We start from the raw sequence: 14,823 nt of genomic DNA, 5'->3' as shown, positions 1-14,823 counted from the left end.
TTATTTTAAGCTTTTTTAATAAAATTTTAAAATTGACAATAACTACAAATAATCTGCACTAATCGGATATATTAGTATTCTTGGACAAGTCCAATAAGCTGCAAGAATCTGCGTTTAAAATAATACAGTATATCTATTTAATGATTCTTAAAATATTTTAAAAAACATTATGAATCGAGTAAAAAACAATTAAATCAGCATTATTTATCAACATAATAATAATTAACATTAAAATATAAAAAAATACTCATTGACAAAAACCATGTCGAGAGACTAATTTAATGAACTAATAGCTATGATCATTGATATTAGTTCATTAAATTAGATAATTAATAATCAGCAATATTAAAATTTTTGGGTAAGTCTATTATAAAAACCATACAGCCACACATCTAAAAATTATATCCTAATAAGTAGACTTGTGTAAAATATATCATTATAATATGTATTAATAAAAAAGAAGGTGGTGATATAAAAATCATGATATTTTTTAAACAAATCTAAGAATATAAAAATTAAATTTATGATTTTTTATGAATTTCTAAATGGGTCAATTTCTGAGATGCTTACACATAAACGTGATTTAAAAAATAAATGTAAAGAAAAGATAAAATGATGAAAAAAAACCTTCAAAAAACTAATATAAAAAAACCAATAGTATGTCTAATATCAATTTTAATATATATAAATATAAACATAATCTCATATACCGAAAACGAAAGCTCAATAAAAAAAATTGTATCCCCAGCGATAACCTGTGATCTGACAAAAACTAATAAGCAATATAGCCAAAAACAAATAACTGAACTTAAAAATACCATATCTCGTTGCACATACGACTTAAGCATTAATCTAAACATATATAAACAAAAAATAGATAATATAAAAACAATAAATCAAAAAAAAAAGTTAATATAAAAAAAATAATAGAAAATCCTCAGAAAATAAATAAAAATTTTTTCGAAAAATCATATGATAAATTCCAAAAAAAGTATAATCCTAAAGAAAAAGAATGGGTTAATCTTAACAAAGAAAATAATAAAAAAGAAGATTTAGAAAATTATGCAAACGAACTAAAAATTTATTCACAACTCATAACTGATTTAAACACACTAATTGATAAATATACCCTAGTAATAAAAGAAAATAATATAAAGATAAATGAACCCTCCCCAAATGACTTAGATAATAAGCTAAATACATTGGAATATATAAAAATCGAACTAAAAGATATAGCTAAAAAAAATATAAATGATGATATATATCTCGTTATTTCTGAAACCTTAACCCCTATTTTAGATAATTATAAAAACAAGTTAAGGAGCAAAAAACTATCAGATTTAGATAATTCACCTAAAAAAAAGAAAATAAATAAAAAAAATGTTAAACATTACATATACACATTAGATGATTTAATAAATATAGGAAATAAACACCTAAAAACCATTCATAAATATAATAATGACATAGATTATGCAGAATATAATGCGCCTACAGAAAGTGCTGGTAAATCGAAAACAAATGAAACGCTCCCATCTATAGAAGAAACACAGATTAATACACCTACCAATACCCTTGAAACCTTGATAAAAAATTTAGAAAATCAAAAACTAAATAAACTATACCCTGAATCTGATTGTTACAATAATGCTAATTCGAAAACAATAGAAGAAGCTTATAGCTGTTTATATAATGCCATAGCATCATATAAAGAAAAAATCTTGGAACAATATCATTTTTTAAAAATGAATAATATTATAAAATATGATAAATATATAAAAAGATATATAATAGTATATGGTATTTTCTACCAACGCATGCAAGAACAAACAAACAAATTATCAGAAAATAAAACACAGACAAAAGAACCTAATTATTCAGAAAAAATAATAAAAGAAATGTTTAAATTAAAAACAGAAGTTAATGATTGGTATAATAACTGTGATCATTTTGTAAATATATTATATCAAGATTACAATTACAAACCACATACAAAAATAAAAACATCGGATGAAAACTCAGATCAAAATCTTTCATTAGATTACCAAAAATCAGATGAACAAAAACTTCTTGAATCTGAACTGCACAAGGGATTAATTGACATAGAATATTATAAAAACCAATTGGATGAACAATTAGGTCGCAATCTTTCATTAGACAAAAAAACATTATACGAAAAAACACATCATGGATATAAACTGCAGGAAGCTTTAAATAAAATAAAAGATTATATAAACAAATACTTAAAAATAAACAATCAGATTAAAGAAAAAGCAAGATCAGAAGATTTAAAAGATTTAGAAGAAATAATACAGGAATTAGCACCAGTATTTATTAGAGAAACACAGAGCTGGCTAGAAGAATATAAATCCCCATCAGAAATAAAAAAAGCTATTAAGTTACTAGAAGAACAAATAAAAGAATTAGATGGAAATTTCGATAAATACTATGAAAAAAATCAAGAAAAAATTTAATAACACTATGAATAATTAATCATTTTAATTTATATAATAAAATAATTAAAATTTATATGAATAACATCTCATTATAGTTTATTTATTATTTATAAGAATAAAATTAAATATTATACATAAATTTGCTTATAAATTTCTAAATCTGTCTAAAAATCAAACCGTGTCTACTACACAAATTTTGCTATACCAACTGCTAAAACTACTGCTAAAAATCAATTAAGGGGTCACAACTAAATGGATTCAGATATAAAAAAACCAAACATATCTTTGGGTATGTCTCTGGGAATAGTTATGGCAAATAGTCATTAATACTGCAATTATCTCTAAAAACTATGAATATATTATAAATAATATATTCATAGTAAGTTTAAAATAACATTAAGAAAAAATTCTTAATTTAAATATTAGCATATTAATATATATTCATATCTGTAAATAAAAAATATCAATGACTATCAAGATAAATTAAAAAATTACCCTTATAGTCATTGATATAAAATAATGTACAAAATATAATATTAACAATATATTATTTTCTAACAAACTTTGATTTATATCTTTATTTCAATACCCAATTATTTTCAAAATATTTATATTTAAAAAAATTTAAATATAAATATTTTGAATACAATCAGTCGTTTAATTTTTAAGTGTATAAATAACATACCAAAGCAAGTGCCAGGCGATATATAGCAAAAGGCCATAGCTTCGTTGAAGGAAGTAATTTTAAGAAAAACCTAATTGTAACTAAGGCAAAGATAAAAGAAAAGAGAAAACCAGAAGCAAATAACGATATATGTTCTATCTTAAAAAGATACCAATTTTTGATCAAATCTAATGTAGTAGCACCTAAAATCGTTGGAATAGCTATAATAAAAGAAAAAGCAGCAGCTTTTTTATAGTCCATACCAACAAAAAGACCTCCTGAAATAGTAGCACCTGAACGAGAAAAACCAGGGAATAAGGATAAACATTGAAATATACCAATGCCTAATGCTTGTGAATATTTAATGTCATCTAAAACATCTTCTTCTTTCTCTACACTAACTCTTTGCAACTTACATTCGCGAAGAAATTTCCATAATTCAGCTAAAAGCATAAAAATGGACCCGGCTATTAAACCTACGATAACATACGAAGTGCCAAAATTACTTTTGATGTCTTTAATAAAGATTAATCCTAGCAAAGCGGAAGGAATAAATGCCAATAAAATATGAAAAACATTTATCTTATTGCCTTGTTTATTCTTGGTATTTTCAGACACTGATTTTTGTTTAATAAATAACAAAAAGAAACGATTTACGATGTCCCATATTCTTTGCCAGTAAACAAAAAAAATAGCCAAAATAGCGCCTAACTGAATAAATATTTCCATACTCTCAGCTAATTTGCCTTTGAAATGAAGCAAATTTTCCCCAACAATAATCAGATGGCCTGTGGATGAAACAGGTATAAATTCGGTTAAGCCTTCGACCATACCTAATATAAAACCTATCCACAATTCTATTAACATAACTTTCCCCCTGATTTTATCTAAAATAAAAAGCTAGAAAGAAATAAACTTTCTAGCTGAAACTAAGCCCCCGCTTTATTTGTATCTTCCTCTGCTTTAACATCAGACTTTTTATCGTCTGCTTTAATCTTCTTTTTTTCCTCTTTCGTCTTTTCCTCAGTCTGGACAATATCCCTAATCGCATCACGATCAAAAACAAGTCGTGTACCATTAGCGTTTAAAGTAACTGTCTCATCTGTAATATCATCTGTAAACGCATGAAGTCCACCAAAGGTAACTACACGATCACCTTTCTTCAAAGCGCTTAACATTTTAATACGCTCTTTTTGTCTTTGTTTTTGAGGTCGAATCGTTGTAAAATACATAAAAACTAAAAATAGAATTAAAAAAACACCTACATAGATAGAAAATGATCCATCTTGTGATTGCATATCCCCATATCCTTTCCTCTTAAGAACAAACCTATACGAAATAATTCATAACTTCATTGAAAACAAAAAAATGTGATAATTAGAATCAATAAAAAAACCAAAAAATCCTAAACAAGAAAGATAATACCGAACAATTATACTATAAATGCACACTTTAGCATACATTTAACAAAAAATAAAAATATTATAATCTTCTTATGTAACTTAAAAAGCCCAAACAGATTCATAATCATATTTCACAATCTATATTGTCTACTTTAACATACCGGACAAATTTATAAAATAGTAAGAAAATAGTAAACAGAATTTTTTTATGATCCTTTTATCTAACTATACCGAGGTAACTGCTCTAAATAGGACATACCTTCATTTGTTAGACGTCGTCCCCTTAAAGTCCTTTCTAACAACCCAATCTGCAACAAATATGGTTCGCATACTTCTTCAAGCGTAAAAACTTCCTCACCTAAAGCAGCAGCTAGAGCTGAAATACCTACAGGTCCACCTGAAAAACGATCACGCACCATAAGCAACAAACTACGATCCAATGTTTCTAAACCAAGCGGATCGACTTGCATCTGATCTAAAGCCTGTTCAGCCAAAACGGCGTCTAATATATCATGCTTTTTTACCTGCGCAAAATCACGCACCCGCTTTAACAAACGATTAGCAATCCGCGGTGTCCCTCGCGAACGTTTAGCAATTACTAAAATACCCTCTTCATTTACAGGTACTTGTAATAAATTTGCACTTCGCTGAATAATATCGCTCAATTCAGGAAAGCTATAGGGTTCAAGACGGCATATAATACCAAAACGATCACGAAAAGGGGGTGTCAACATACCCATACGTGTCGTAGCTCCAACCAATGTAAAAGGAGGCAAGTCCAAACGAACGGAACGAGCACCTGCACCTTTACCTAAAATAAGATCTAAGGCAAAATCTTCCATAGCAGGATATAAAATTTCTGCTATCGTACGATGCATACAATGTATTTCATCAATAAACAAAACATCATTTTTTTGCAAATTAGTTAATAAAGCGGCAAAATCACCTGTACGTTCTAAAGCAGGTCCTGACGTAAGATGAAAATTCACACCTAACTCACTAGAAACAATTTTAGCTAAAGTCGTCTTACCTAGCCCAGGTGGTCCATGAAATAATACATGATCAAGTGCTTCTTGGCGCTTAAGAGCCGCTTCAATATAAATCGATAAATTATCTTTCAACTTTTCCTGACCTATGTACTCCCCTAAATACTGCGGACGCAGATTTGGTCTATCATGCGCTGTTTTGGCATTCGTTGTTAATACATTGTCCAAATTATCCCTCCAATCAAACATATGATTTCATAACTAATGATCTACTACTTTGCTATTTTCCGTGCTAAATATTGCAAAGTGCTCCTTAAATAATCTTTGCTATCTAGAACAACATCAGCATCAACAGATAACAGAGCTTCTTTAGCTTCAGATTTATTGTAGCCTAATGACCTCAACGCATCAATAACCTCTGCATGCAAAGGATTCTCCTGTGGCACTTTCAACAACTTATCCTGCAACTCAAGTACAATACGCTGAGCAATTTTACGACCAATACCAGGTAATTGTTCAAAAAAGAGGGCATCTTTGTTCGTAATAGCTTGTTCAAGTTGTGCAATTGAACGCTTTGAAAGCATCGATAAAGCAGCTTTCGGACCAACACCTTGTACACGCAATAACTGACGAAAAAAATCACGCGCTAAACAAGTCGTAAAGCCATACCAAATACGAAGATCATCCCGAACAAATTCATGAATATATAAAATGCTTTCCTGACCAACAATCGGTATCTCAGATGAAATAATATGTACTTCATAACCAATATCCCCTACTTCTAATACAACACCTTGTGGAATCAAACGAACGACAACACCTCGTACAAAATCAATCATATACAATTAACCTGCTTTAAATTATGTGCTCCACAAATAGCTACAGCCAGCGCATCAGCCGTATCATCAGGTTTTGGTATTTCGGCTAAATTTAACAAACGCGTAACCATATTTTGCATCTGCAATTTATTAGAACGTCCATAACCAGTAATCGCCATCTTTACTTGTAAAGGTGTATACTCATGAATGGGTATTTTAAAAGAAGTACATAAAAAAACTAATATGCCCCAAATTTTCCCAATATCTAGGGCTGTTTTAGCATTATTCTGAAAAAATAATTTTTCCATAACAACAATCGCAGGCTTATAATCATCCAAAATCCGCTTTACCTCATTAGCTAAAACAAACAACCTTTCTGACAATTTAGCTTTTTTATCTGTTTCTAAACAACCATAAACAACAGGTCGATAAATATTACCATTTTTCTGAATAATTCCATAACCAAGCCTTGCAATCCCTGGATCAAAACCTAATATATAATTATAACAATCTTCCGTTGCCATTGTTTTGTTTCCACCTATCAAAATACAAACACCTCCAATTTACTAAATCATTTTCTTATTAAAACTTCCCCCAAGAACTTCATGAATATGTCCTGTCGCCAAAAAAGCATGTCGATCAATCTTATCTACAATACTCTTCAATTTAGCTTGTTCTAAACGCGTAATAATACAAAAGAGAACTTTTTTCTGATCACCAGAATAAGCTCCTTGTCCATGTAAAAAAGTTACACCACGCCCTAATTCCAACAAAATAGCCTCCGCAATCCGTTCACCTTCATCACTAATAATCCACACAGATTTCGTCTCATCAAGACCTTCAATAACCACATCAATGGTCTTAAAAGCAATAAAATAAGCGATCAAAGAATACATTGCACGGTCCCAATCAAAAATAAAACCCGCTGCACCTAGAATAAATAAATTTGCTAACATCATAATTTGACCAACAGAAAAAGGCAAATGACGCGTAAGCGAAATAGCTAAAACTTCAATACCGTCTAAAGAACCTCCATAACGTAAAACTAATCCTACACCAATCCCAATAATAATACCACCAAAAACAGCAGCTAAAAGCGCATTATGCGTCACAGGCTCAATATTCATCATATCAAAGAAAAACGTTCCACCCGACATAAAAGAAATGCCGATAAGCGTAAACCAAAAAAATGTTTTACCGATTTGTCGATATCCATAAGCAAAAAATGGCATATTAAACAATATAAGTAACAAACCTATCGGCCAATGAGTTATATGAGAAAAAAGAATAGCCAGTCCAACGATGCCGCCATCAATAACAAAGTTCGGCATCATAAACAACTTCAAAGCACAAGAAGCTAAAATAGATCCGATAATCACAAATAACAAACGAAAAAGAAATCGACCTATCAACACCAAACGATCTCGTGAAAAAATAACGTTCATAACCGTTAGCATCACCCTTAACAATAAGCTGGTAAATTCAACAACCGATCAATCGTAACAAGTTGATAACCATTTTGGCGCAAAAAACGAATCATCTGCGGTAAAGCCTCAATCGTACCTTCTAAATGATTCATACCGCCCGCTGAATGTTGCAGAATAATCGCCCCGGAATGTACTTGTTTTCTAACAATATTCATAATAGCATTATGAGATCGACCAGACCAATCTTTTGTATCAATACTCCAATGAATAATCTTAAAACCGTGATCACTTAACTTATTTACTAACTTCTTACTCATCGCACCAAAAGGCGGTCTAAGCAAACAAGGCTTCTTACCTGTTATATGCCTAATAATCCATTGCGTACGATAGATCTCACGATTAAGATCATAGTTATTTAAATAAGGCAAATAAGGATGACTCCAAGAATGATTACCAACAACATGACCGTCTTTCAACATCCTCTGCAATACACGAGGATTCTTCTGAACTAACTCCCCTACAACAAAAAAAGTTGCTTTAACATGCTCGCGACGCAAAATATCTAAAATACGCCCTGTATATTTAACATCTGGACCATCATCAAACGTAAGAGCTGCTAAACGTTGCGAAGTCTGCCCTTTAAAATATAAATCCTTATGAACCAATGTATCAGGCAAAACTAAAACTTCATCAATCCTCCCATCATCTTCAATTATTGCTGAAAAAACCACCGCTACACCTAATAAAAAACACAAAAAACATAAACTTAGCCACCTCCACATAATCCTTCACCTCCATACACATCTTAGTATGGGTTAAATTTGTCACATATATGGGAGGAAGATTATTGGGGAAAATGATTTTACCTAACACGCTTTTTAACATAAATAGCATGTAACATATCTCCTAACATACTTAACTCCTATAATGATTTTTTAGAATTAAATATAAAAAACACATAACAAGAAATACTGACTATAGACAACCAACAAACACGATTGGTATTTATTGTTGTTTTTAAAGTTTTATTCAAAAAACTTAAAATCAAAGAATGTATTTTATATTCTTAATATGCATTTTATATTCTTAATATGCATTTTATGTTCTTAATATATAAAAACTAATATCTTCATATTATATATATTATTAATAATTTTAAATTACTTACCAAAAACAAACAGCGTACAAATCCCTTTATTTCTTGATAATATATTCGGATTTAAATTAAAATTTGCTTAAATTGATCTTTTTACATTTTAGTTCTTCTCAATGCTTCTTTTTGTGTACAGATTACATACTGATAATAATATATTTTATTTTTGATATTTTAAAACTATTTAACAATTATTATATGCCATTCAAACACAAAAAAAGATATTAGCTTTTAATGCCTTAGATTAGATTATTTAAATCTCTTTACCAAGATTTTTGGACAAGATAAATAACAAATCTGTAAAACATAAAAAAAATACACCAAAATTGTCAATATACACTTAACATTTTCATTAAAATTCATATATTGATTTTAATGAAAATGTAATTCAAAATCATGTGATTTATTTGAATAAAAATCCATCTCTTTACCACAAGTTTATCTTAAATATTCATCAATAAATAAATTATTAATAAAAAAATAAATTAAACTCGCATAAAGATAAATGATAATAAAATGGAGAATAATATGAAAAAATAAAATTATCTAAAAGATTATGGGGTTAAAAATGAAAAAACCACTAATATTAATAATTAACTTATTATTTCTATGTATAATAACATCATACCCAATAGCAAATGCAACTAATATCGAACAAAATCTACAATCACTAAAAGAATATAAAGAACTAAAAAATTTAGAAGATCAATTATATGGCCTCTCTGGTTCTACTAGTAAATACTTGGCAGAAATACCAGAGAAAAATTTTAGTAATTTACAAAAATTCCAAAGTTTATGGATAACGCAAAATGGCTTAATAAGCGCTAAAATCTATTTAATAATCAACAAAATAGCCTGCTGGGAAAATGCCAAAAATCAAATTATGAATAGAGATATCGATTTATATAAAAATGAACAATCAAAATATATCCAAAAAATTAAACCAAAGATAATCAAATATGCAAATCAATGGCTAGGTCATACTTCCGAAATAATCCAAAAAAATACAAAAGGAAACAAAAAAATTTATTGGGACTTAAAAGACCCTGTCTTAAAAACAATTTATTTTACAAAAAAAATAAATGAATTGGATAAATATATCCAGGAATTAAAGAACTTGCCAGAAAATCAATGTACAAGAGTTTGAAAACCTAAAAGCTATGCTAATAAAAATTTTTGTTTTTAAATTCCATTAATATAGAAAAAACAAGAAAATAATTTTTGATTTTTAAAAACAAACTTAAAAAGGTTATTTAATATAAGTTTAAACATTATTTTTTTATATAGCTGGACATGCAAAAAATACAAATTATTCATAATAATGAGAAAATATATTGCCGAAATTTGAAATATGTTTTATTTTAAGATTTTAAAAACAACAATAGAAATTGATAAACCACATACAATGTAGTTGTTACCAAAAAAACAAGGAAGATAAAGAATGTCTATTAATTGTGGATGAACAAATAAATCCCATTTGGTCAAATTTTTTCGTAAATTGGGGTTAGTATCCCAATTTACGACATATGTTTTATTATAAGTAATATCAGAATAATTAAATAGTTGGTATATATATTTATTAAAAAATATATATACCAGACATTGATAATCATCCCCAATAATCAACTACATTGTAATTTACAATCAAACCATATGCTATTTTTTATTAATAATTTACATTTTTTTGCTTTTTTTGCAATTAAATCTCTTAATAATATTTATTATATGTTATAATCATAACAAATAGTAAATATTTATAAATAGGAGGCATGTTTAAATCAATAAAAATAGTTATACAAATATCTAAACAATATATTAATCATAAGGCAATTATCCTAAATATTATCCATTATACCAATTTAAAATAACCAAGGAGGCGAAATGATGTATAATAAGAAAAAAACAACTATTTTTATAAAATATTTTGTTTGTTTAACATTATTATCACTATACCCTCTATACACAACAGAAGCAGCGGGGAAAAAAGAAAAAACACAATCAAATCCAACCAATGAAAACTTAGATGAAACAAATCCATTTAAAGATGACATTAAAAAAGATCAATATGAAAAAGCTACTACATCAAAACCAGCTACAACCAAAAACGATAAGAAACCTTGGTTCAAAACTAAAAAACCAACCTCTACGAGTGATAGTACATCTGCAACCAAAAGTAATCATGATTCAAATAAGCAAGCAACAAAATCATCAGTTACAGGTAATGCCAATTCTTATACGACTAATAAAAACGTAGCTAACCAAAATCCATTTGAATCTGACACGGAAGAAGCTCAATCTGGGAAAGCTACTACATCAAAACCAGCCACAACCAAACCCACTCCGGCATCTGATGCTAAAGCACAAAATCCCCCAGTTTCAGGAATAACAATAAATACAAAGGCAGATGACAATATAAGACATTTAGATAGACTAGTACTGGTAATAGAGACAATATCTAATTGGAATAAAATAACCGGCGATTGGAATCAGGAATTAGAGCAACTTAAGATGAATATCGCTAAAGATAAAAAATTAGAAACTAAAGGTAAAAAAATAGAAACTAAAGGTAAAAAATCAAACTCAAAAGATAAACAATTAGAACCTAAAGATAAACGATTAGAACTTATGAAAAATAATTTCAAACAAATATTAGAAAATATACGCGACAGTATTATATGGGATTTAGATTTTAAAGACAAAAAGAAGAAAAAAGACTATTTAAATACCTATATTAATGCATTAAATAAAATAGATTCAATAAAAAATAAAGATCCTATGGATGCTTTGCAGACAATAATCGAAGACACAAGAAAAAATGTAACAAGTGCTCTAGTCAACACAGACAAGCCCCTTTTGAAAAAAAAACCAGAAGACATTAAAGCATTAGGTAAATCTATATGTCCAACAGATACTGAGAAAACAAACGCACTTTTAAAGTTTTTTGATGAAATGTACACCACAAATAAAGAAAGTGAACTTTCTAATAGCTTGATAAGTCAAATAAAAGCTAGTATAGCAACATTCAAACAAAAGATCTCTAAAGCTGGTCTACATAGCAAAACATTCCAAAACAGATTAGAGGATCCATATGGTTATATAGTTAGAGCAATCCTTAATAACTATAGTCTATGTAGTGGTAATGCAACACATCAAAAAATCCAAGCAAAAGTAACATCGCAAGCATCAGCAGATGCAAAAGCAAAAATGAGTCAACTAGGAACAATGTTATCAGGATTTATTGATTTTTTAAACGTAAATATCATAGGTAAATCTCAACACACCGCAAACCTAAACAATATTTTAAATCAATATATTGAAATAATCCAAGACACTAACAGAGCATCTCTACTATATACAGAAGCAAAACAAGCGGTTATAGCCCACAAAAATTATGAAGCAACTATGAAAGACAAACCATCTACTAAAGAAAAATCAGAAAGTATTTCCAAAAAAGAAATAGAAATATTAGGTCATGAATTCTCTTATGGAAAATACGAAATGCAGATAGATATGCAGACGATACTAAAAATATTACCTATAACAGACACTACAATAGAAAAATTATATCTATATAAAAAAAATTAATATCAATTAACATCTAAATAATCATAATAAACAAAAAATATTAGCCCCAACATGAATTCAGGCTAATATTTTTTTTCATAAATTATCCCTATAATATATAATTTAAGCATTTATAAATATAATCTATCTTTTTAAGATATATAAATATTAAAAAATCAAAATTTTAAACAGATATAAAATAATAATATTATGTATTTTTTATTTTTTATTTTTTATTTTTTATTTTTTATTTTTTATTTTTTATTGATAAATCCTAAAATTATATAATTATCATTATTTTAATTATCATTATTTAAATAATGATAATTAAAATAATGCAACAGGATATTTTCTATGAAGAAAATATCCTCCACTCCTTAAGTTCCTTTAATTAAGTTAATTAATAAAATATTTATAAATCAAAATCTTCAATTTTATTTAAAGTAAATTTTTAGAATTATTTATTATTATAATTATTTCTTAAAAGATTCTTTTACACTACTATCTAAATGCCATTTAGCTACTTCTGCTTTTGTTTTTGGTACATTATTAATGCTTTGTTCAATTATCGCTGTTTTTAACTTTGTCATGAATTCATCAATCTTTTTAGTTTTCTCAGCATCTAATATTTTATCATAATCTTTTTTCAGATCGAGTGCTTCATCTTTTACACCATACGAAGTTACTTTACCGATCATTTCTTTGTTACCATTTTTTAGTTTATCAACTAAATTAGCAGTAACTGAACCAACTTTTTTCAAGACTGAGCCTAACACATTTTTCGGTGCTAGAGAAAATTGATCACGGTCTGTACCAATAACGTAACATTTTTTACTGCTATCACATTTTTTCGCAGCGTCAAAAATCCCGTTACCAGATGAACCAGCTGCATGATAAATAACATCTACGCCACTTTTATACAAGGTCTCTGAGCTACTTAAACCTTTTGCACGATCAGAAAAGGTTTCAAGATAGTTAACTTTAACTTCAATCTGTTTATCTAAGATTTCCGAAACAGCTTTAACACCCGCTTTAAACCCAGCTTCATATCTTTCAATAACCGGGACAGTCATTCCACCAATAAAACCAACAACGTTTGATTCTGTTGTTAAAGCTGCTAGAGAACCAGCTAAAAAAGCACCTTCTTCATCTTTAAAGACAACAGCAGCTACATTTTCTAGTGGTTTATTATCCATCGGGCTATCAATAATTGCAAATACTTTATCTTTATACTTTGGCGCTACTTGTTTTAATGCACTTTCGAACTTGTAACCCATAATAACTGTTAAGTAAGATTTTCTTGCACCACTATCCAGATTAGATTTATAAGTTGATTCACTACCAGAATCAACGGTCGTGAGCGAAATAGAACCCTTTTCTTTTTCTTTAGTTAAATATTCATATGCTGCTTGATTGAAAGATTCATCATTACGCCCTCCTGAATCAGTTATCAATGTAACTTTTAAGCTATCTTCAACAGGAGAAGCTGTTGTTTCTTTTGTATCTTTTGAACTATCCTCTGTCTTTTCACCGCCGCACCCAGCGCCCATCATTATAAAAGGTAGCACAAGTATACTTAAAAAACCCATTTTACCCATTTTCGGTTTCTGTTTCATAAGAAATATACAACTCCTAGATTTTAAGTAACTAGCTTAAGTAATGCTAATTATAAGAATATTACAACATTCTTTATTTTTCAAACAAAATAACAAAATAATTATTTTTAACTTTTTTTATTCTGTTTTGTGTTCTATCTGTATTCTGCTTTATATGCTCGATGTACATAAAAAGTTATTCAGGACTTGTACATAAATATTAATATAGCAGATTAGTAATGGTGTAATTTAAACACAAAAATAGACATTATCATAGCTTTTCGTGCATTAAATTAGAGTCTTAAAAACTATTTACCACGGGTTATTGTGGACAAGCTCTAAGAACATAGCTAAGGTCATAGTAAACAAGTAGCCTAAATCTGCAAATACACTTAAATAACTGAATTTATTTTCAAATAAACTTTAATGAAAAATTAAGAAAAAATTAATTAACTAAAAATATTATTTTTTAAACCAAAAATAACTGCTGGGACCCTTGATATAAAAAAATAAGTGTTAACAGTATAAATAATATATACATAAGATGATGAACTTAAGAAAACCAATGGTAACTTATTAATCCAAATATGTATATTAAAAAATTAATCATAAATACTACGAAAAATAATTCCATAGAAACCAAAAAAGAAAAATAACATGTCATTTTTCAAAAAATATTTAAAAACATCTTTCTTGTCACACAAAACACACAATAAAAAGATCTGAGCATAAAAATGCTAATTTTTTATTTTCTAAA

11 protein-coding genes are annotated in these 14,823 nt (G+C 28.2%); 3 read left to right on the top strand and 8 right to left on the bottom strand.

Annotated features, from left to right (window positions below):
- Positions 1-1,202: 1,202 nt before the first annotated feature.
- Complete coding sequence (locus VS182_RS05880) at positions 1,203-2,474, top strand: hypothetical protein (RefSeq protein WP_479492468.1); 1,272 nt, start codon at positions 1,203-1,205, stop codon at positions 2,472-2,474.
- Between the two features lie 646 nt (positions 2,475-3,120).
- Here VS182_RS05880 and VS182_RS05875 read toward each other — a convergent pair.
- The 7 genes from VS182_RS05875 to VS182_RS05845 all read right to left on the bottom strand — a co-directional run bounded on the left by VS182_RS05875 (position 3,121) and on the right by VS182_RS05845 (position 8,536).
- On the bottom strand, positions 3,121-3,987 hold the full coding sequence (locus tag VS182_RS05875; protein ID WP_479492467.1) for an undecaprenyl-diphosphate phosphatase: 867 nt from the start codon (positions 3,985-3,987) through the stop codon (positions 3,121-3,123).
- A 62-nt stretch (positions 3,988-4,049) separates the two neighbouring features.
- Positions 4,050-4,418 carry a preprotein translocase subunit YajC gene (gene yajC / locus VS182_RS05870; RefSeq protein ID WP_479484225.1) on the bottom strand — a complete coding sequence of 123 codons (369 nt, stop codon included), beginning with the start codon at positions 4,416-4,418 and terminating at the stop codon, positions 4,050-4,052.
- Positions 4,419-4,744: 326 nt separating this feature from the next.
- Entirely contained in the window at positions 4,745-5,758 is a 1,014-nt protein-coding gene (ruvB, locus tag VS182_RS05865; protein ID WP_479492466.1) for a Holliday junction branch migration DNA helicase RuvB, read from the bottom strand.
- A gap of 23 nt (positions 5,759-5,781) precedes the next feature.
- On the bottom strand, positions 5,782-6,348 hold the full coding sequence (gene ruvA / locus VS182_RS05860) for a Holliday junction branch migration protein RuvA (RefSeq protein WP_479484227.1): 567 nt from the start codon (positions 6,346-6,348) through the stop codon (positions 5,782-5,784).
- The gene (ruvC, locus tag VS182_RS05855) at positions 6,345-6,872 is read right to left on the bottom strand and encodes a crossover junction endodeoxyribonuclease RuvC (RefSeq protein ID WP_479484228.1); all 528 of its coding nucleotides are present in this window, start codon (positions 6,870-6,872) and stop codon (positions 6,345-6,347) included. Before ruvC ends, ruvA begins: the two co-directional genes overlap by 4 nt.
- A gap of 21 nt (positions 6,873-6,893) precedes the next feature.
- The gene (locus VS182_RS05850; protein ID WP_479488576.1) at positions 6,894-7,772 is read right to left on the bottom strand and encodes a YitT family protein; all 879 of its coding nucleotides are present in this window, start codon (positions 7,770-7,772) and stop codon (positions 6,894-6,896) included.
- A gap of 17 nt (positions 7,773-7,789) precedes the next feature.
- Positions 7,790-8,536: a polysaccharide deacetylase family protein gene (locus VS182_RS05845; protein WP_479484230.1), complete on the bottom strand. Its 747-nt coding sequence runs from the start codon at positions 8,534-8,536 to the stop codon at positions 7,790-7,792.
- 939 nt (positions 8,537-9,475) lie between these two features.
- On the opposite strand from VS182_RS05845, the gene VS182_RS05840 reads away from it, so the two are divergent.
- Both VS182_RS05840 and VS182_RS05835 read left to right on the top strand, forming a co-directional pair.
- Positions 9,476-10,054 (top strand): hypothetical protein, encoded by a 579-nt coding sequence (locus VS182_RS05840; RefSeq protein WP_479492465.1) that lies wholly within the window; start codon positions 9,476-9,478, stop codon positions 10,052-10,054.
- Positions 10,055-10,791: 737 nt separating this feature from the next.
- Positions 10,792-12,492 carry a hypothetical protein gene (locus VS182_RS05835; protein ID WP_479492464.1) on the top strand — a complete coding sequence of 567 codons (1,701 nt, stop codon included), beginning with the start codon at positions 10,792-10,794 and terminating at the stop codon, positions 12,490-12,492.
- A 452-nt stretch (positions 12,493-12,944) separates the two neighbouring features.
- Here the strand turns inward: VS182_RS05835 and VS182_RS05830 are convergent, their stop codons facing one another.
- On the bottom strand, positions 12,945-14,087 hold the full coding sequence (locus VS182_RS05830) for a BMP family lipoprotein (protein WP_479488579.1): 1,143 nt from the start codon (positions 14,085-14,087) through the stop codon (positions 12,945-12,947).
- Between the last annotated feature and the right edge of the window lie 736 nt (positions 14,088-14,823).

It is taken from the genome of Pasteuria ramosa (assembly GCF_056496785.1).
This window is presented reverse-complemented; position numbering and strand designations above follow the sequence as displayed.

Excerpts from the sequence above, each read along its gene's own strand:
- VS182_RS05850 (WP_479488576.1), bottom strand. The coding sequence starts at position 7,772 with ATGAACGTTATTTTTTCACGAGATCGTTTGGTGTTGATAGGTCGATTT.
- VS182_RS05830 (WP_479488579.1), bottom strand. The coding sequence starts at position 14,087 with ATGAAACAGAAACCGAAAATGGGTAAAATGGGTTTTTTAAGTATACTT.
- VS182_RS05845 (WP_479484230.1), bottom strand. The coding sequence starts at position 8,536 with ATGTGGAGGTGGCTAAGTTTATGTTTTTTGTGTTTTTTATTAGGTGTA.
- VS182_RS05875 (WP_479492467.1), bottom strand. The coding sequence starts at position 3,987 with ATGTTAATAGAATTGTGGATAGGTTTTATATTAGGTATGGTCGAAGGC.
- VS182_RS05835 (WP_479492464.1), top strand. The coding sequence starts at position 10,792 with ATGTATAATAAGAAAAAAACAACTATTTTTATAAAATATTTTGTTTGT.
- ruvA (WP_479484227.1), bottom strand. The coding sequence starts at position 6,348 with ATGATTGATTTTGTACGAGGTGTTGTCGTTCGTTTGATTCCACAAGGT.
- VS182_RS05840 (WP_479492465.1), top strand. The coding sequence starts at position 9,476 with ATGAAAAAACCACTAATATTAATAATTAACTTATTATTTCTATGTATA.
- ruvB (WP_479492466.1), bottom strand. The coding sequence starts at position 5,758 with ATGTTTGATTGGAGGGATAATTTGGACAATGTATTAACAACGAATGCC.
- yajC (WP_479484225.1), bottom strand. The coding sequence starts at position 4,418 with ATGCAATCACAAGATGGATCATTTTCTATCTATGTAGGTGTTTTTTTA.